The organism is Chitinophaga caeni (assembly GCF_002557795.1).
In the GTDB taxonomy this organism is placed as follows: Bacteria; Bacteroidota; Bacteroidia; order Chitinophagales; family Chitinophagaceae; genus Chitinophaga; species Chitinophaga caeni.
Genome location: NZ_CP023777.1, coordinates 4,317,436 through 4,334,390, shown reverse-complemented (window position 1 = coordinate 4,334,390; position 16,955 = coordinate 4,317,436). Strand labels below are relative to the sequence as shown.

The 16,955-nt window shown below is 48.5% G+C and carries 21 protein-coding genes; 14 read left to right on the top strand and 7 right to left on the bottom strand.

What is annotated here, in order from left to right:
• The first annotated feature begins 40 nt into the window (after positions 1 to 40).
• The 14 genes from COR50_RS18250 (at position 41) to COR50_RS18180 (ending at position 12,235) form a co-directional block, all read left to right on the top strand.
• Positions 41 to 346, top strand: coding sequence for a DUF4134 domain-containing protein (locus tag COR50_RS18250; protein WP_089874082.1), 306 nt, complete (start codon positions 41 to 43; stop codon positions 344 to 346).
• An 11-nt stretch (positions 347 to 357) separates the two neighbouring features.
• The gene (locus COR50_RS18245; protein ID WP_098195321.1) at positions 358 to 690 is read left to right on the top strand and encodes a DUF4133 domain-containing protein; all 333 of its coding nucleotides are present in this window, start codon (positions 358 to 360) and stop codon (positions 688 to 690) included.
• A complete protein-coding gene (locus COR50_RS18240; RefSeq protein ID WP_198405696.1) occupies positions 687 to 2,777 on the top strand; it encodes a TraG family conjugative transposon ATPase in 2,091 nt (696 codons plus the stop codon). Before COR50_RS18245 ends, COR50_RS18240 begins: the two co-directional genes overlap by 4 nt.
• A 546-nt stretch (positions 2,778 to 3,323) precedes the next feature.
• Positions 3,324 to 5,135, top strand: a complete 1,812-nt coding sequence (locus COR50_RS18235) for a reverse transcriptase domain-containing protein (RefSeq protein ID WP_098195320.1) — start codon at positions 3,324 to 3,326, stop codon at positions 5,133 to 5,135.
• 95 nt (positions 5,136 to 5,230) lie between these two features.
• Positions 5,231 to 5,683: a TraG family conjugative transposon ATPase gene (locus COR50_RS18230; RefSeq protein ID WP_098195319.1), complete on the top strand. Its 453-nt coding sequence runs from the start codon at positions 5,231 to 5,233 to the stop codon at positions 5,681 to 5,683.
• Positions 5,684 to 5,731: 48 nt separating this feature from the next.
• The gene (locus tag COR50_RS18225; RefSeq protein ID WP_157760986.1) at positions 5,732 to 5,902 is read left to right on the top strand and encodes a hypothetical protein; all 171 of its coding nucleotides are present in this window, start codon (positions 5,732 to 5,734) and stop codon (positions 5,900 to 5,902) included.
• Between the two features lie 38 nt (positions 5,903 to 5,940).
• Positions 5,941 to 6,573, top strand: coding sequence for a DUF4141 domain-containing protein (locus COR50_RS18220; RefSeq protein WP_098195317.1), 633 nt, complete (start codon positions 5,941 to 5,943; stop codon positions 6,571 to 6,573).
• Positions 6,574 to 6,576: 3 nt separating this feature from the next.
• Positions 6,577 to 7,569 carry a conjugative transposon protein TraJ gene (gene traJ, locus COR50_RS18215; protein ID WP_098195316.1) on the top strand — a complete coding sequence of 331 codons (993 nt, stop codon included), beginning with the start codon at positions 6,577 to 6,579 and terminating at the stop codon, positions 7,567 to 7,569.
• 15 nt (positions 7,570 to 7,584) lie between these two features.
• On the top strand, positions 7,585 to 8,208 hold the full coding sequence (gene traK / locus COR50_RS18210) for a conjugative transposon protein TraK (protein WP_098195315.1): 624 nt from the start codon (positions 7,585 to 7,587) through the stop codon (positions 8,206 to 8,208).
• Positions 8,209 to 8,484: 276 nt separating this feature from the next.
• Positions 8,485 to 9,813: a conjugative transposon protein TraM gene (gene traM / locus COR50_RS18200; protein WP_098195313.1), complete on the top strand. Its 1,329-nt coding sequence runs from the start codon at positions 8,485 to 8,487 to the stop codon at positions 9,811 to 9,813.
• A 31-nt stretch (positions 9,814 to 9,844) separates the two neighbouring features.
• Positions 9,845 to 10,744 carry a conjugative transposon protein TraN gene (traN, locus tag COR50_RS18195; protein WP_098195312.1) on the top strand — a complete coding sequence of 300 codons (900 nt, stop codon included), beginning with the start codon at positions 9,845 to 9,847 and terminating at the stop codon, positions 10,742 to 10,744.
• 20 nt (positions 10,745 to 10,764) lie between these two features.
• Positions 10,765 to 11,325: a conjugal transfer protein TraO gene (locus COR50_RS18190; RefSeq protein WP_098195311.1), complete on the top strand. Its 561-nt coding sequence runs from the start codon at positions 10,765 to 10,767 to the stop codon at positions 11,323 to 11,325.
• A gap of 12 nt (positions 11,326 to 11,337) precedes the next feature.
• Complete coding sequence (locus COR50_RS18185) at positions 11,338 to 11,784, top strand: DUF3872 domain-containing protein (protein WP_098195310.1); 447 nt, start codon at positions 11,338 to 11,340, stop codon at positions 11,782 to 11,784.
• A 130-nt stretch (positions 11,785 to 11,914) separates the two neighbouring features.
• Positions 11,915 to 12,235 carry a molybdenum ABC transporter permease gene (locus COR50_RS18180; RefSeq protein WP_098195309.1) on the top strand — a complete coding sequence of 107 codons (321 nt, stop codon included), beginning with the start codon at positions 11,915 to 11,917 and terminating at the stop codon, positions 12,233 to 12,235.
• Here COR50_RS18180 and COR50_RS18175 read toward each other — a convergent pair.
• From COR50_RS18175 to COR50_RS18145, 7 genes are all read right to left on the bottom strand, one after another.
• Positions 12,232 to 12,474: a hypothetical protein gene (locus COR50_RS18175; RefSeq protein ID WP_098195308.1), complete on the bottom strand. Its 243-nt coding sequence runs from the start codon at positions 12,472 to 12,474 to the stop codon at positions 12,232 to 12,234. The genes COR50_RS18180 and COR50_RS18175 overlap by 4 nt on opposite strands.
• Before the next feature lie 435 nt (positions 12,475 to 12,909).
• Positions 12,910 to 13,713: a PRTRC system ThiF family protein gene (locus COR50_RS18170; protein WP_098195307.1), complete on the bottom strand. Its 804-nt coding sequence runs from the start codon at positions 13,711 to 13,713 to the stop codon at positions 12,910 to 12,912.
• Positions 13,710 to 14,417, bottom strand: coding sequence for a PRTRC system protein B (locus COR50_RS18165; RefSeq protein ID WP_098195306.1), 708 nt, complete (start codon positions 14,415 to 14,417; stop codon positions 13,710 to 13,712). The genes COR50_RS18170 and COR50_RS18165 overlap by 4 nt, the downstream gene beginning before the upstream one ends.
• A complete protein-coding gene (locus COR50_RS18160; protein WP_098195305.1) occupies positions 14,414 to 15,586 on the bottom strand; it encodes a hypothetical protein in 1,173 nt (390 codons plus the stop codon). Before COR50_RS18160 ends, COR50_RS18165 begins: the two co-directional genes overlap by 4 nt.
• A 20-nt stretch (positions 15,587 to 15,606) precedes the next feature.
• Positions 15,607 to 15,825, bottom strand: a complete 219-nt coding sequence (locus COR50_RS18155; protein WP_098195304.1) for a PRTRC system protein C — start codon at positions 15,823 to 15,825, stop codon at positions 15,607 to 15,609.
• 27 nt (positions 15,826 to 15,852) lie between these two features.
• Positions 15,853 to 16,476: a PRTRC system protein E gene (locus COR50_RS18150; RefSeq protein WP_098195303.1), complete on the bottom strand. Its 624-nt coding sequence runs from the start codon at positions 16,474 to 16,476 to the stop codon at positions 15,853 to 15,855.
• A gap of 197 nt (positions 16,477 to 16,673) precedes the next feature.
• Complete coding sequence (locus COR50_RS18145) at positions 16,674 to 16,883, bottom strand: hypothetical protein (protein WP_098195302.1); 210 nt, start codon at positions 16,881 to 16,883, stop codon at positions 16,674 to 16,676.
• Positions 16,884 to 16,955 lie beyond the last annotated feature (72 nt).

Below are 16,955 nucleotides of genomic sequence, written 5' to 3'. Positions count from 1 at the left end.
AAGGTGTGGGATAACAGTAACAAATTAATGTGTTTCAATTATGGAAAAACAAAGAAAAAAAGTGCTTCTGGCAGCGGTGGCAATGCTGTCAGGAATTGGTGTCTTCGCACAGGGAAACGGTTCGGCAGGGATCAACGAAGCTACCCAAATGGTAACCTCTTATTTCGATCCCGCCACTCAGCTCATCTACGCCATCGGTGCCGTAGTGGGGCTAATCGGAGGGGTTAAGGTGTACAACAAATTCAGTTCCGGCGACCCTGATACGAGTAAGACCGCAGCTTCGTGGTTCGGTGCGTGTATCTTCTTGATTGTTGCCGCTACCATCCTGCGTTCATTCTTCCTTTAATCCTTTGCCTTATGAGTAATTACAATATCAACAAAGGCATTGGGAGGACAGTGGAGTTTAAAGGGCTGAAAGCACAATACCTGTTCATCTTCGCTGGCGGATTGCTCGGTACGCTTATCCTGGTCATGATCCTTTACATGGCCGGGGTTAACTCCTACATCTGCCTGTTCCTCGGAGCCGGTGGCGCTTCACTTATTGTGTGGCAAACCTTCTCCCTGAACAAAAAGTATGGAGAACACGGGTTAATGAAGATAGCAGCCAATAAGAGGCATCCCCGCTACATCATCTGCCGCAAGCCGGTACACCGCTACATAAAGTTCACCCGTAAATCGAATGCCGTATGAGAAATGTAGCAAAGACCACAACACTGGAGAGCAAGTTCCCGCTACTGGCAGTAGAAAACAATTGTATCCTTTCCAAAGATGCGGACATCACCGCCTGTTTTGAAGTGCGTTTACCGGAGCTGTTTACCGTAGCCTCAGCAGAATACGAAGCAATTCATTCTGCTTGGCACAAGGCCATTAAGACTTTGCCGGATTTTACGGTTATCCACAAACAGGATTGGTACATCAAAGAAAGCTATGCACCTGATATGGCGAAGGAAGACCAGAGCTTTCTCGCAAAGTCTTATCAACGCCATTTCAATGAGCGACCGTTCCTTAACCACTATTGCTACCTGTTCCTGACTAAAACAACGAAAGAGCGTATGCGTATGCAGAGTAATTTCTCATCGCTGTGCAAAGGTGTATTGATACCAAAGGAAATCAGGGATAAGGAAGCCATTCACCGTTTTATGGAAGCCGTTGCACAGTTTGAGCGTATCGTCAACGATAGCGGTTTTATCAAGCTACAACGCCTTACGGAAGAGGAAATAATCGGTGCGGATGGGAAACAGGGATTGCTGGAACAGTACCTAACACTGTCAAGAGATACCGGAACACCAATGCAGGACATCGCATTGGGAGGTGAAGAAGTGCGTATCGGCAACAAAAGGTTGTGCCTGCACACGCTTTCCGATACGGACGACCTGCCCGGAACAGTATCGGCAGATACCCGTTATGAGAAATTATCTACCGACCGAAGCGACTGCCGTTTATCATTCGCAGCACCTGTAGGATTGCTGTTAAGCTGTAACCATATCTACAACCAATATTTGTTTTTAGATAACAGTGAAGATAACCTGCAAAAGTTTGAGAAGTCTGCAAGGAACATGCACTCGCTGGCTCGTTACAGCAGGGCAAACCAAATCAACAAAGAGTGGATTGAGCGTTACCTGAACGAAGCTCATTCTTTCGGGCTATCATCTATCCGGGCACATTTCAACATTATGGCGTGGTCGGAAGATCCAAGCGAACTCAAACAGCTAAAGAACGATAGTGGTAGTGCATTGGCACTGATGGAGTGTAAGCCCCGACACAACACTACGGATGTTGCTACGCTCTATTGGGCAGGAATGCCCGGTAATGCAGGTGATTTTCCAAGTGAGGAAAGCTTTTACACGTTCATCGAACCTGCATTGTGCTTCTTTACCGAAGAAACGAATTATCACAATTCGCCATCACCGTTCGGCATCAAGATGGCCGACCGGCTAACGGGAAAGCCAATCCATTTGGATATTTCCGATTTGCCTATGAAGCGTGGGATCATCACGAACCGGAACAAGTTTATACTTGGCCCGTCCGGTTCTGGTAAATCATTCTTCACAAACCACATGGTGAGGCAATACTATGAGCAAGGCGCACACGTCCTGCTCGTAGATACAGGTAATTCCTATCAGGGATTGTGCAAACTCATTAAAGGCAAGACTAAAGGTGAAGACGGTGTGTATTTCACTTACACCGAAGACAATCCGATTGCCTTTAACCCATTCTATACCGATGATGGCATATTCGACATCGAAAAGAGGGAGAGCATCAAAACCCTGATAATTACACTGTGGAAGCGTGACGATGAACTACCAACCCGTTCAGAAGAGGTAGCATTATCCAATGCGGTATCGGGATATATCGAGCGCATCAAACAGGAAGATGTTTATCCGTCGTTCAATGGCTTTTATGAGTATGTACAGGGCGATTACCGTCAGGTGCTTGAAGAAAAACAGGTCAGGGAAAAAGACTTTGACATTGCCAACTTCCTCAACGTGCTCGAACCCTATTACAAAGGCGGAGAGTATGATTATCTGTTGAACTCTGATAAGCAATTAGACCTGCTTTCCAAACACTTCATTGTGTTTGAAATTGATGCGATAAAGGACCACAAAATCCTCTTTCCCATAGTCACGATCATCATTATGGAGGTCTTCATCAACAAGATGCGGAGGCTGAAAGGTATCCGAAAACTCATACTAATTGAAGAAGCATGGAAGGCAATCGCCAAAGAAGGAATGGCAGAATACATAAAGTATTTGTGTGCGCCCGTACAGGCGGCTTAGTAAATATCTCTTTGGCAAGAGATTAGGTTAGTGTTCTTTAAAAAAACCTATCATCAACCGACTTATCTGAAAGGGAAACTGGACAGGGAGTGAAGCATGTCGGTAAAGTCATAAGTCAGTTAGCTATCAGACTGCTACTGAATGGCAAGATGAAAAGATGGATATGAGGATAAAATCCGAATTGATTAAACGATAGTCCAAGCGATTCCACTTGAAATTATGGCGTAAGATAGCTATCAATCGTCATACTGTAATACTCCACCAGTGAATTGGTATGGTTGGAGCAGGAACTTATTACAGCGCAGTCGCAGTAAGCGTGCAAAGGACGGAAGTCGTATCCGACAATCCATCGTGCCAATAGTTATTAAGTCGCAAACGGGGATTACCTAAATCGGAATGCCGAAAGGCTATGAGAGTAAAGCTCTCTGAATATCCGACATGGTAACGGAGCTTTCGTAGTAGTCCGAGCAAGGGAAAGCCTTGTACATGGCGAAGGGAAGCAGCTAATTTTTATTAATACAATTAAAGGAAAATGTGAGAGACATTATGAGAAATCCAGAAAGAGTATTAAACAGTCTAATGGAACACAGTAAAACTTCAAGCTACAGGTTTGAAAGGCTTTACAGGATTCTGTTCAATGAAGAGATGTTCTATGTTGCCTATCAGCGCATTTATGCAAAAGAAGGTAATATGACGGAAGGTTCAGACGGTCAAAGTATTGACAATATGAGTTTATCTCGGATTGAAAAGCTGATAGCCTCATTAAAAGATGAAAGCTATCAGCCCCAGCCATCGAGGAGAATTTATATACCGAAAAAAAACGGTAAGATGCGCCCCCTTGGCATACCTGCTTTTGATGACAAATTAGTGCAGGAAGTGATAAGAATGATTTTGGAAGCTATTTATGAGGGACATTTTGAATATACCTCACACGGTTTCCGTCCAAATCGTAGTTGTCACACTGCACTGGCTCAGATTCAGAAGTCATTCAGTGGGGCCAAATGGTTCATTGAAGGAGATATAAAAGGATTCTTTGATAACATCAGTCATGATGTGCTGATAGGCATACTTAAAGAACATATCTCCGACGATAGATTTATAAGGCTAATCAGAAAGTTTCTGAATGCAGGTTACATCGAAGATTGGAAATTTCATAAAACGTATAGCGGAACGCCGCAGGGAGGTATTGTTAGTCCATTACTGGCAAATATTTACCTCGACAGATTAGACAAATACATAAAAGAGTACATCACAAAATTCGATAAGGGAGAAAAACGCAGACCAAGTAGAGTCCGTATGGATTTTGAAAATGCTAGAAGAAGAACTCTAAGAAAACTAAGGTATGTAGAAGACGAAAATGAAAGAGCGGTTTTGATCCAACAGATCAAGGCAGAAGATAAGGAACGTGCAATATACCCAAGCTCTGAAGAGATGGACACAGATTACAAGAGATTGAAATATGTCAGATATGCAGATGATTTCCTAATTGGGATAATAGGCAGTAAACAAGATGCTAAAGAAGTTAAGGAAGATATTAAAAATTTCCTTAATGAAAAGCTCAAATTGGAACTGTCAGACGAGAAAACTCTCATTACCCACACGGAAGATTCAGCACATTTTCTTGGTTATGAAATCTTTGTGAGAAAATCCAACGCACAACGAAGGGATATTGCAGGTCGTTTGAGAAGAACCTATGGAAAAAGGGTATATCTCAAATTGAGTACAGAAACAATGAGGAATAAATTACTTGACTATGGCGTATTGGAATTCCGATACCCAAACGGAAAGGAAATTTGGAAACCAAAATGCAGGTCTGGACTTATATTCAATGACGACCTTGAAATTCTTGACCGATATAATCGGGAAATTCGAGGGTTCTACAATTACTTCTCTATTGCTAACAACTGTTCTGAACTGCACAACTTCAGGTTTATAATGGAGTACAGTATGTACAAAACCTTTGCTGGGAAATACAAAAGTTCAACGAGAAAGATAAACGCCAAGTATCGTAGAAATGGAAAATTTACAGTAAGGTTTACCACTAAATCTGGTGTTGTAAAAGAGAGATACTTCTACGACTTGGGGTTCAAAAGAAAGAACCCGATGACAGACGCTGGCTTTGATATTTTACCCTATTCCATCTTTGATGCAGGTAGGACAAGCCTTATAGACAGGCTAAAAGCTGAGAAATGCGAAATATGTGGAGCTACGGAAAAGCTTGTGATGCACCATGTGCGAAAACTCAAAAACCTTGAAGGTAAAAAGAGTTGGGAAAGACACATGATTGCGAGAAGAAGAAAGACTGTTGCTGTATGCCACAGCTGTCATCAGAAAATCCATAACGGTACATTAGACTGACAAGATTAGTGGAGAGCCGGATACGCGGAGACGTGTAAGTCCGGTTCGGGGGCGAGTGTTTGGAAACCTACCGTAGCAATACGAAAAGGCGCTGGATGCTTAGCCTACTTAAGACAGTCCGAAAATTTTTTGGTGAGGCCATCGTGGTGACGCAGGAAGTCGATGACATCATCCAGTCTCCCATTGTCAAAGAAAGCATCATCAACAACTCCGACTGTAAAGTCCTGCTGGACCAGCGTAAGTACATGAATAAGTTCGACGATATCCAGAACATGTTAGGACTTACCGAAAAGGAAAAAGCGCAAATTCTCTCAATCAACATGAATAACGATCCCCGCAGGCTGTACAAGGAAGTTTGGATCGGCCTGGGAGGTACACATTCCGCCGTGTACGCCACGGAGGTAAGCCTGGAAGAGTACCTGGCATATACCACAGAAGAAACTGAAAAAATGGAGGTCATGAAGCTGGCCCGCGAGCTCGGTGGCAACGTAGAACTGGCAATAAAGCGCATAGCCGCGGAACGGAGAGAACAACACAAATACTATTAATCATTTTAAAATCAGCCGCAGATGGAAAGGGAGAAAATAAAGCTTCCAATGGGAGAGAGCATAGCGCTCATATTTGAGGCGGATCCCGCGAGCAAAGAAGAAGTGCAGGATTTCGCAAAGCTGGGCAAAGAAGTCGCAGCCACCCTAAGCGATCCAAATGAAATGAATGAAAATTTAATGCGTACCGGTCACAGGTGGCTGTGCGCCGGTACGCATTAAAGCAACATCATTATTAACCATTCTACAAACTATCAGCAATGAAAAGACTACTTTTTTTAATGTTTACGGCAGGGCTGTTGGTCCTTGCTCCGCGCACTCACGCGCAGTGGATCGTAACTGACCCGGCCAACCTGGCCTCGGGTATCCTCAACAGCGCCAACGAGATTGTTCAGACTTCTTCCACGGTATCCAACGTAGTTAAGAACTTCAAGGAAGTTAAAAAGGTCTTCGAGCAGGGAAAAGAATATTACGATAAGCTCAAATCCGTCAGCAACCTGGTGAAGGATGCTCGGAAAGTACAACAGACAGTACTCCTGGTTGGCGAAGTCTCAGAGATTTATGTCAATAATTTTGGCAGGATGATGAACGATCCGAATTTTTCGCCTCGGGAGCTATCCGCAATAGCCTGGGGCTATTCGAAACTACTTAACGAAAGTACAGAACTGCTCAAGGAGCTGAAGCAGATCGTCACCTCCACGGGGCTCTCGTTCAGCGACAAGGAGCGTATGGAGATCATCGACCGGGTTTATAACGAGGTTAAAGACTACCGCAATTTGGTGCGCTACTATACCAACAAAAATATATCCGTCTCCGTAGTCCGGGCAAAGAAAAAAAATAATTCACAAAGAGTGCTAGAACTATATGGCACCGATGAACAGAAATACTGGTAAGCCATGGAGTTCAATAACCTTCACGAGCTGCTCCGGTCGCTCTACGATGAGATGATTCCACTTTCTGCGGACATGGCCGTGGTGGCCAAAGGTGTTGCAGGCCTAGGGGCACTCTTCTACGTGGCGCTCCGCGTATGGCAGGCACTCAGCCGTGCAGAACCTATTGACGTGTTCCCCTTGCTGCGTCCTTTCGCAATAGGAATCTGCATCGCTTTCTTTCCGACAATAGTACTGGGTACGATCAATACGGTGCTCAGCCCTGTGGTCAAGGGGACGCATGCAATTCTCGATGACCAGGTGTTAGACCTCAATAAGCTGAGGGAAAGCAGAGATTTGTTGGAACGGGAGGCCAAACTTCGTAATTCTGAAACAGCTTACCTCGTTTCAGACGAAGAGTTCGATAAAAAGCTGGACGAACTGGGTTGGTCCCCTTCTGATCTGGCCGCCATGTCAGGGATGTATATAGAGCGAGGCATCTATGATTTTCAACAGGCCATTCGTCGCTGGTTGCGCGAGCTTTTGGAATTATTATTTCAAGCTGCCTCTTTGGTAATTGATACGATCCGTACTTTTTTCCTTATAGTCCTTTCTATACTTGGGCCAATCGCTTTCGCGCTTTCGGTTTGGGACGGCTTCCAGTCCACGCTCACGCAATGGCTGACCCGCTACGTAAGCGTTTATCTATGGCTGCCTGTTGCAGACCTGTTCAGTTCCATGCTCGCCAAAATCCAAATGCTTGTTACTAAAAAAGAAATAGAAGATTTATCCGATCCCAACTTTATTCCTGATCCCACCGATGCTGTATTTATTACGTTCATGATAATTGGGATCATTGGATATTTCACTGTCCCTACGGTAACTGGCTGGATTATCCAAGCTGGAGGGGCTGGTAATTTTATGCGTAATGTGAGCCAAACTGCCCAAAGAGCGGGCAATATCGCCGGAGCGGGTAGCGGTGCTAGCGCAGGGAACGTACTAGGGAAATTACTTAATTAAAAACTGCAATTAATCATGGAATTTAAAACACTTAGAAATATTGAGAATAGTTTCCGGCAGATCAGGTTGTACGCTGCTTTATTCGCCCTGCTCTGCGGCGTGCTGGCAAGCTTTGCCATGTGGCGCTCTTATCGCTTTGCCGAGGAGCAGCGCCAGAAGATCTACGTACTAGACGAAGGCAAATCTCTGATGCTGGCTCTTTCCCAGGATGCGGCCATCAACCGGCCTGTTGAAGCAAGGGAACATGTCCGCAGGTTCCATGAACTCTTCTTCACGCTGGCCCCGGACAAGAATGCCATTGAAAGCAATATGAAGCGGGCCTTTTACCTGGCCGACAGGTCTGCCTTTGACTACTATAAAGACCTATCGGAAAAGGGATATTTCAACCGCATCATCGGCGGCAACGTACAGCAGCGCATTGAAGTAGATAGCGTGGTCTGCAGCTTCGACCAGTACCCTTACTCGGTGCGGACCTATGCCCGGCAGTTCATTATCCGCACCAGCAACGTAACCCGGCGCAGCCTGGTCACTTCCTGTAACCTGCTAAATTCCGTCCGCTCGGATAGCAATCCGCAGGGATTCAGTATCGAAAAATTCAGGGTGTTGGAAAACAAGGACGTCGAGATCATAGAACGGTAAAAAACGACGCTATGGAAAAGATACGATCCTTAATAGACCATTGGTTAGGCAAGCTAGATCAGCGCTGGCGCGGACTTCCTTTAAGGCGACAACACCGCTACACGTTGTTGCTGTTCACAGGCTACCTGGCACTTATGGTCTTAGCGATAGCTAATGCATGGTACGATACCGACCAAATTTCATCGGTAAACCATATCGAAAACCCAGTAATCGGGAAAAGGCCGTCAGGCGCATCGGCGCAGGACAGTCTATTACTCCAACTTAAAAATCAGATCTATGAAAGAAAGTGACAATACTAAGGTAAGTTTCCTGGTAAATGAGAACCGGGACAAAGGAAGTAAACTGCCACAGGGAGAGAGGGGCAAAATGGAACGGCTGAAAAAGCCGCTGATCTTCGTGCTGATGACGGTGGTATGCGCCGGTTGCCTGTACTTGATCTTCCAGCCGGGAGATCAGGAGAAAAACAACTATGCCGGGCTTAACGACGCCGTTCCCCAAGCAACTGATGCCGGCCTCCAAACAGATAAGCAAAAGGCCTATGAAACGCAGTTGATGGAACAAAAGAAACAAGAAGAGCGAAGCGCCCTTGCTTCCCTGTCTGATTATTGGAAGCAGGACAAGGCAGGTAAGGATGACCAGGGATTTCCCGAGCAGGAACCGGGGCCAGGTGCTTATAACGGCCGTCCCCATCACCGGGAGGACGATGCCCTGATTAGCTATAAGAATGCGCAAAATGCGCTCGGTTCCTTTTACCGGGACAATGGTTCAGAAGCGGAGGATTTGCGCCGCCAAGTCGAAGAATTGCGGGAGGAACTGGCGCAACGGGATGCGGCCCCGCCGGAAAATAACATCGACAACCAATTGGCGCTGATGGAAAAGTCCTATCAGATGGCGGCCAAGTACCTACCTGCCGGTAGCGGGGCCACGGCTACACCAAAGGCGGATAGTGCTGCTGCAGCCAGCAGTATCAACTCGGCTACGCCGACTGTAGCTTTCACTCCCGTTCGCAGCGGTGTGGTATCTGCCCTGTACCGGGAGCTGACGGACAGTGCCTTCCTGGATCGCTTGTCCGGAGACCGGCACTACGACTTTAATACTGCCGGTATAGGTGGCATTCCGCGGGCTTCCCAGGCAAAAAACAGCGTCCTTGCCTGCGTGGAGCAAACTCAGGTAGTGATGGCTGGCAGCGATGTGCCGCTGCGGCTTTTGGAACCGGCCGCTATTGCCGGCATGCTGCTTCCTACCGGTACGGCTCTTACGGCCCATGCCAAACTGGAATCCGGGCGTCTACAGCTCCGGGTCAACTCTGTAGAATTGGAAGGTCATATTGCCGCCGTCGATATTACTATCTACGGCCTTGACGGCCAGCAGGGGCTGGTCCTGCCGTATTCCCCGGAACAGAACGCCCTGACGGAGATCGCTTCCAATATGGCCCAGACCTCCGGCACCAGTATCATGATGACCCGCTCTGCGGGGCAACAGATCGCCGGCGACCTGGGCCGGGGCCTGGTTCAAGGCGTTTCGGGCTATTTCTCTAAAAAGATCAGGACGGTGAAGGTAACACTGAAAGCAGGCCTGCAGGTGCTGCTGGTCGCCAAAAAATAATTTTTCTTCAAACACGAACAAATAGACAGCAATGAAAGCAATCTTAAAAAGTACGATAATGCTGGTCCTGCTGACCGGCCTATGTATCCATAGCCATGCGCAGCCGGTTTCCAACACAACGGCACTGCGTTTAGGCCAGGTGGCCCCTTACCGGATGGAAGTCACCTATAACAAGACCACCCACCTGATCTTTCCCGCCGCGATCCGCTATGTCGATCTGGGCAGCGATGAGTTGGTGGCCGGCAAGGCCGATGATGCCGAAAATGTCCTGCGCGTCAAAGCGGCCGTGCGGGATTTTTCCGAAGAGACCAATTTCTCCGTGATCACCGACGATGGCCGGTTCTACAACTTCGATGTGCTGTACAGCCCATACCCCTCCATACTTAATTATGACCTGATGAAAATGCAGCGATCCGCTGACAGGGAAAGAGGCAATGAAGTGTTGTTTACCGACCTGGGAAAAAGTGCGCCTTCCCTGGCGCAGCTCCTGATGGAGACGATCTGCAAGCAGAATAAAAGGGATATTAAGCACATCGGTTCCCGTAGCTACGGTATCGGCTACACGCTTAAAGGCATCTATATTCATGAAGGTAAATTCTATTTTTTTACCGAGTTGCGTAATAAGACGAATGTTCCCTTCCGGGTGGATTTCGTGCGCTTTAAGGTAGTCGATAAGAAAGTGCTCAAACGTTCGGTGATCCAGGAGCGTACCCAGACGCCTTTGCGGCAGTACCGGCCCAACACTCCTGTAGCGGGGAAGGCCTCGGGGCGGAACGTGTTCCTGCTGGACCTGTTCAGCATTACCGGCGACCAGGTGCTGCTTATCGAAATATGCGAGCAGAACGGCGGCAGGCACCAGGTATTGCGGGTGGAACAGGCCGACCTGGAAAAAGCGAAACTAGTCAGTTACATGCACCTGAAGATCCGTTAACCTCAAAAATCAACCGAAAGATGAAAAGATATATTTATACCCTGTTGCTGGGCGTGCTTTGTTGCACAGCCGTACAGGCACAACGCATGCTGCCGGGACAAAAAGGGTTGGAACTCAGCGCCGGTACATTATCCGGCCGGCAGCCCGGCAGCAACTATTTCCTGGGCGCGGCCCTTACTGTCTATGGAAAGAGCGGCCATTACCAGCTTTACGGCCTGGAGTATGACCGGGAACAGGCGGCCTACAAAGGGCGCTACCTGCCCCTGGAGACCTATATGGCCGAAGCAGGCTATAGCCTGCGGCTCCTGTCCCTGGCCCGAAAGCACATTAACCTGAATGCCGCTTTGAGCGCGGTGGGCGGCTATGAGGCCATTAACCGGGGAACGGCACTGCTGCCGGACGGCGCGCTTATCCGCAGTGAAGAAGGCTTTATCTATGGGGCGGGTGGGCGGCTGTCCCTGGAAGCCTGGCTCGGTGACCGGCTGGTGGTGGTGCTGCAAGGCCGCTCCCGGTTGTTGTGGAATACGTCAACAGACCAGTTCCGGCCCTCGGCCGGGCTGGGTCTGAGGTTTAACTTTTAAATTATTTATACGATGAAAATAGCAATCAGTAACCTTAACCTGGGCCAGCAGCTCCTGTACTGCTTTGTCCTGGTGGCCCTGCTCTCGGTGATCCTGGCTTCCTGCCGCAAAAAGGAACTGGACATACAGCAGAATTTTCCTTTTGAAGTGGAAGTGATGCCCGTACCTTCCGAAATCGCCCTCGGAGAAACAGCGGAGCTGCGCTGTACGATCCTTCCTTCCGGGGACTATAACGGTACCCGGTACACGATCCGTTATTTCCAGTATGAGGGCAAGGGCATGCTCCGGTATTTTAATGATGATCCGTACTTGCCCAATGACCGTTATCCGTTGCCGGAAAGGGAATTTCGCCTATACTACACTTCTGCATCGAAAGAAACGCACTCCTTTACGGTATGGATTTCCGATAACTTCGGCAATGAAGAGGAGATCAGCTTCCAGTTCAACAGCAGCGATTAAACGGGTGGGTAAATGTGGGCAAAACGGCGTATCTTTGGATAGGCCGTTTTTTATTTCGGTCAATCCCAAATACAGGGTATTCCCAACCTATCATCAGTAACCAAACCCGACAAAAAAACGCAGAAAGGTCATGGATGCATCTTTGATTTTAGGCATCATCGCTTTGGCAATAGGACTTCCCCTCCGATACTGGATTAACAGACGCAAATTCTACCGGCGCAGCCCATTCGGTTCTGAAGGCTTTTCCAGCTATGAGCAATCCTGGATGACCCGGTTCGTGGAAAGGGTCGGTAAGTGGCTGGCCTACGCCCTGATCCTGTTCGGCATCCTGGGTGTGCTGGCCCATTACTCGCTGAAAAAGAAAAAAGAAAAGGCCGCTCAGCAAGCGGCCACGGAGCAGCATCATGCTGCAGCGGCAATAACAGGCAATTCCCCAAGCCGGTTAAGTTAAAACAGCCTTCTGCGCCTCGTTGACTTCAGTGCGGCAGCGGTATCCTGCCCTTGCTTCTTATCGGCATCCCGGACCTGGTGGGCCTCCAGCCATTGCCGAAATTTTTTGGGGTCATCGGGCGTAAAGCGCACGAGTTCCCCGGATTTGAGGGAAAGGATAAATACATCTATGGCTACGGCAAAAGCGGATAAAGTCGCGCCTTTGTGTTCCAGGCCGGGATAACGATCTTCTGGTTTCATCAACTTCTATTTAGCAATAAGCACCCCTCTCGGGGCAGGAAGAGAAGGTAGGTGCTGCCGGCACTGTGCCGGAGATCGTGGCAGTATTTGGCTTGTCGTGGCTACTGTTTGGCCGGCGTGAAGGGAAAGCTGAGGTTGACCGATCTGCAGCAATACAAAACGGCCACCTGTCCGGGGTGGCCCCGTCCATCCGAAAAAGCGGGGTTCTTTTTGCTTCTTTTTCTTTGGCCGCTGCCGGAAAGAAAAAGAAGCCGGCCCACCAGTAAGCGGGGATAGTCAGTATCCCGACATAAAAAGCCGCGACCTGTTGGTAGAAGGAAAGCAGGGATGGCTTCAGCGGGGCGCTTGTCTTTCGGGCAAGTGGTCGCACCGATTGGACGCCAAAAGGCAGCCCGACCAACGGAAGGGCTGTCTTTTGGCCGCCGGAACCGGCCTTTACCCGACCTTTATGGGATAGGTACGAAAATCCTCCAGGTTATGAAAAAAGCCCCGGTAACGGGTCAATCCGTTTCGGAACAGGCCCCACAGCAGGGAGCATCCCATCTGCGCCAAAGAACCATTGATATATAAATCCTGCTCCTGCAAGGCTTCGGCCAGTGAACAGCTTGGGGTATCGTCCTTTTCTCCGGATTGTTTCAACAGGTCGGCAAATTCGTCAGTAATGAAAGGCAGGGCGGCAACGGTATCGTATTTTTCGGACTGCGGCTGCCTGATCTCCCCGATGGTGGACAGGACAACCTGTCCCGAATAGCGGCTGTTGCCAAAATCCATCCAATATTTGGGTTTGTTGTGGTAGCTTCGGCTGTGGCTCCATTTCAGGATGTCGGCAATGCCGAACCTTGCGGATACGCTATCGACACAGGATATATAGATACTGGCGTCCGTGTGTTCAGGCATGTTTCCCAAATTATCCTTCTGAAATTTCCTGGTTTCTGCTTTCCAATTACTGCCTGACCAGCGGTTAGCCCGGTTAATTAAGGCCACCGACTTGTGTAGGCCGGTCTCGCTTTCGGCAAAACGCTGCCTGCCGAGGTTGGCCGGTGTAATTATATCATCATCCCACAGGCGCACCTGTAAACCGGGATGCCCGAAATCCAAAAGGCTGTGGTTCATTTCCACAAGCGCGGTCAGTACTTTAGAGCCGGTACCACCTGCCCCGACCAGGTTTACCTCGATGGGGTTGGTCGGGTTGAGCAGGTAGTTATCCGTAATATGGACTTTAGTTTTTTCTGTATTCATTGCAGTAAATTTTTGAGGGTTTTGCTATTTTTTTTCAATACGGCTTTAGGGAAGGCCTCGCCGGTCTCTAACAATCCTTTCCAAAGGCTGACACAATTACCTTTCACCGGGTTATGTCGGTGCATCAGGTGGCTGAAATAACTGTTGAAAAAGTAGTCCTCCCACCCGGCAATAAAGGCTTCCAATGATACCGACCGGGCAAACTGTAAGTCCACCGATCCCATGCAGACGCTGCCGCTCTCATACACATTAAAAAATGGAGCATGGTATAGGGCTGTCTTTTCGGTGGGCCTCCGGTTACCGGCCAGCGCATAAAGGAACAGGTTGTCCCGGCTGGCCTTCCAAACAAGGGCAGGTATGTGGGCGACACCATCAGGGAGACCGAGGAATTTATGGAAGTAAAGCTGCCGCCGCTGTGCCTTGCTGTACCAGAGTACGCTACCGCCATCGCCGGGATTGACCTCCAGCACGTTGCCGGGCAGCAGCCCCTTGGGTTTGAGGAACTCCCTTTGCGTGTTCAGACTGCGAGCCAGTGCCTGTGCTTCCCGGACAGTCAGGGGATGGGCATTAACGGGCCTGCCGCTTTCGTCCATGTCAAAATGTTCTACGTAGCTATCGCGCCCTTTGGCTTCATAAAAAACCAAAGCGGCTTTGGGGTGATAAAGCGTACTGAAGCTACTGGTTATGTCTGTTGCCGTTTTCATAGTCTGTTGTCGTTATCGTTACTAAGTAAAAAGATCAGATCGCCTATCAGTTCAAAAAGGCGGCTGTCAAAGTCGAGGCTTCCCTTTATGGGCTTGCCATCAAACACTTTCCTGATTGTCGGTTCCTGTATGGCCGGACCTTCATTAAAATCCGTATTGACCATTTCGTAAAGGCTGTCATATAACAGGCCTTTCCTATCTGCGAAAAAGGAAACGTATTTTTCTATGCCTATTATTTCCGGTTCGTCGTCGTATTCGTCACTTACAGTAGCTTTCGGATAGGCGTTGTTATAGATATGCGCATCGGGATACGCCGTGTACAGGGCAAGGGCTTCCGAGGCCACCCGTAGGCACTCCCGGTCGTAATCGTCACCGGCTTTGAAGGTTTCCACGCGCTGCCGGAAGTATTTCAGGTTGTCGCGGTGGCGTATTTTCTGTTCCATCCTGTCGCCTGTCCATTCGGCAACGTGTATTTCCCCTCCGTAGATGTCGCCGCTGTCGGTTTCCTGTTCTTCTTCCGCCCAATCTTTCAGCATGTGATACGTCCAATATAAATAACTGTCCTCCTGCCGGTAATAGGGTACCTGCGCTACATGGTACAGGTAAGTGCAAACCGATAATAGCAGTTGTGCCGCCGTCCTGCGTTTGCGGTTCCTGAGCATCCTGTAGAGCGGCACTACCGGGATGTAATACAGGCTATAGCCAGTGTTACACCGTTCCTCGCTGACGAGGACGGTCTTTTTTCCCTGACGCAGCACACGCAGGTTATCAAAATACCTGCAAGTGTCCTTCAGCCTGCGCTCCGTATCCCAGAGGGATAAAGCGATATTGTAGGGGTAGCCATATTCACGGGTCGGCAGGGGTTCGATGCCATAATGGGCAGCCAGCCCGGAAAGGGACTGGTAAAAATCCCTTTCCGTTTTAATGGCTTCCTTGCCGGTTGCTGTGCAAATCTCCTTTTCCTGTACCGGGAGAAAGGTGGTTTTCAGAAAAGCATCGGTAAGGCTTCCGGGGGTACGGACTGTTGCTTGTCCTTCTTTACTGCTGCTGCGTCTTTTGGCCTTTGCATCCAGTCCGCGAACTGGCTCAATTGCCGGTGTAGCTGCTGTTGCCGGGTGGAAGTGGGCATGCTGATCGTTCCGGCTATAGTCTGTTGTTGCATGTTTCATGGCTTTAATGATTCAGTTTGTTATCCTTTCGTTCCCATTACGCTGTCAAAGCGATATTGCACCGTCTGTTCCCTGATAACGGGAGCAGATACTTTGGCGGTGGTCAGTATGGGATAGGTATTGGCGTAGTAGTTCAGCACGGCGTCCGTGCTCCATGCGGGTTCGGGGTCGGCCAGCCTGATCTCCCTGCCGCTATCGTTGAGAATAAATACCCGTTCTAGTTGTGTGGCTATTAACATGATCGTTGTTTTAAGATTGTTGGTGAATTATTCGGTTTCGCTTTCTGCTTCAGGCACTTCCGGCGCTGTTGCCGTATCATCGTCCACGCTGAACAGGTTTGCCTCCGGAGTGGTTGCTTCTGCTTCCGGTTCAGCACCGCCGAACAGATCAGGGGGGAATTGGGCAGACAGCGCCGCCCGGCGTTTGCGGATGGTGTCGGCATACTCCGGGAAGGTGTTAGGGTCGGGAACCTTTGTCCAGGCTTCGCGGTACTTGCCTTCCTTTTCCAGTTCATCCACCTTTTTCATGGCTTCTTTGTATTTCCGGTCGCGTTCCTCTTTGGCTTTCTTCTCCTTGTCGGTCTTTTCTTTTTCCATCGCGGATTGCTTTTTGGCTTCTTCCTGCTGCTTCAAATAGGTTTCCATGTTATCCATGAGGCCGGAGGTGGCTTGTATGGGTGCGGTTATCCGTTCAAAAAATCCGCTGTCCAGTTCTTCGGCAGTTCCCCGGAGGGTAAGCGGGGGGATTAGCTCCTTTGCCTTATCCCCGCATTGTTCGTTGTGCAGTATAACAGATACGACAAGGCCGCCTCCTGCGCCTTTGGTTATGGTGATCTGCAATGCCCCGGTGATGTTCAGTTGGGCTATCTGTTGGAAAAAACTTGTGTTCATTTTCTTAGGCTTTTAAAAGTGGCTTCTTACTATTTCTATTGTAATTGATTTTGTACCCGATTGATTGAACAATGCCCTCTAACAGATTTCTTGCTTGGCAAGCATCCCAATCATCGCTTTTGGTCATATCTAAATAATGCAGCTTTTCAAATTCCTTTACCATTCGGGCTATTATGCTTATAGCCTTGTATCCTGTTTTATCCGATAGATTGCTCATTCTTTGATTTTTGGGATTTCAGTGTTACTAATTTTTCGTACATGTCCGTCCAATAGGCTTTTTGCCGTTTGTCAAACTCCGAAAAACTGCTATCCTCGTGGCGGTACTCTTTGTATCGCTTTGCCATTGCAAGAGCTTCTTTAAGGTGGGTTACCTCGATGCGGCAACCGTTCAGATCGGTTATGTGCATAGCTTTACGAAAGGGATTTATCGGGTATATTATAGTTTTTGATAGGCTACCACCGGCTAAGGCGGTAGCCTA

Coding starts and splice junctions, on each gene's coding strand:
- COR50_RS18150 (WP_098195303.1), bottom strand. CDS start 16,476: ATGAACACAAGTTTTTTCCAACAGATAGCCCAACTGAACATCACCGGG.
- COR50_RS18250 (WP_089874082.1), top strand. CDS start 41: ATGGAAAAACAAAGAAAAAAAGTGCTTCTGGCAGCGGTGGCAATGCTG.
- COR50_RS18155 (WP_098195304.1), bottom strand. CDS start 15,825: ATGTTAATAGCCACACAACTAGAACGGGTATTTATTCTCAACGATAGC.
- COR50_RS18185 (WP_098195310.1), top strand. CDS start 11,338: ATGAAAATAGCAATCAGTAACCTTAACCTGGGCCAGCAGCTCCTGTAC.
- COR50_RS18240 (WP_198405696.1), top strand. CDS start 687: ATGAGAAATGTAGCAAAGACCACAACACTGGAGAGCAAGTTCCCGCTA.
- COR50_RS18245 (WP_098195321.1), top strand. CDS start 358: ATGAGTAATTACAATATCAACAAAGGCATTGGGAGGACAGTGGAGTTT.
- COR50_RS18165 (WP_098195306.1), bottom strand. CDS start 14,417: ATGAAAACGGCAACAGACATAACCAGTAGCTTCAGTACGCTTTATCAC.
- COR50_RS18190 (WP_098195311.1), top strand. CDS start 10,765: ATGAAAAGATATATTTATACCCTGTTGCTGGGCGTGCTTTGTTGCACA.
- COR50_RS18175 (WP_098195308.1), bottom strand. CDS start 12,474: ATGAAACCAGAAGATCGTTATCCCGGCCTGGAACACAAAGGCGCGACT.
- COR50_RS18160 (WP_098195305.1), bottom strand. CDS start 15,586: ATGAAACATGCAACAACAGACTATAGCCGGAACGATCAGCATGCCCAC.
- COR50_RS18220 (WP_098195317.1), top strand. CDS start 5,941: ATGAAAAGACTACTTTTTTTAATGTTTACGGCAGGGCTGTTGGTCCTT.
- COR50_RS18225 (WP_157760986.1), top strand. CDS start 5,732: ATGGGAGAGAGCATAGCGCTCATATTTGAGGCGGATCCCGCGAGCAAA.
- traK (WP_098195315.1), top strand. CDS start 7,585: ATGGAATTTAAAACACTTAGAAATATTGAGAATAGTTTCCGGCAGATC.
- traM (WP_098195313.1), top strand. CDS start 8,485: ATGAAAGAAAGTGACAATACTAAGGTAAGTTTCCTGGTAAATGAGAAC.
- COR50_RS18180 (WP_098195309.1), top strand. CDS start 11,915: ATGGATGCATCTTTGATTTTAGGCATCATCGCTTTGGCAATAGGACTT.
- COR50_RS18235 (WP_098195320.1), top strand. CDS start 3,324: ATGAGAAATCCAGAAAGAGTATTAAACAGTCTAATGGAACACAGTAAA.
- traN (WP_098195312.1), top strand. CDS start 9,845: ATGAAAGCAATCTTAAAAAGTACGATAATGCTGGTCCTGCTGACCGGC.
- COR50_RS18230 (WP_098195319.1), top strand. CDS start 5,231: ATGCTTAGCCTACTTAAGACAGTCCGAAAATTTTTTGGTGAGGCCATC.
- COR50_RS18170 (WP_098195307.1), bottom strand. CDS start 13,713: ATGAATACAGAAAAAACTAAAGTCCATATTACGGATAACTACCTGCTC.
- traJ (WP_098195316.1), top strand. CDS start 6,577: ATGGAGTTCAATAACCTTCACGAGCTGCTCCGGTCGCTCTACGATGAG.
- COR50_RS18145 (WP_098195302.1), bottom strand. CDS start 16,883: ATGCACATAACCGATCTGAACGGTTGCCGCATCGAGGTAACCCACCTT.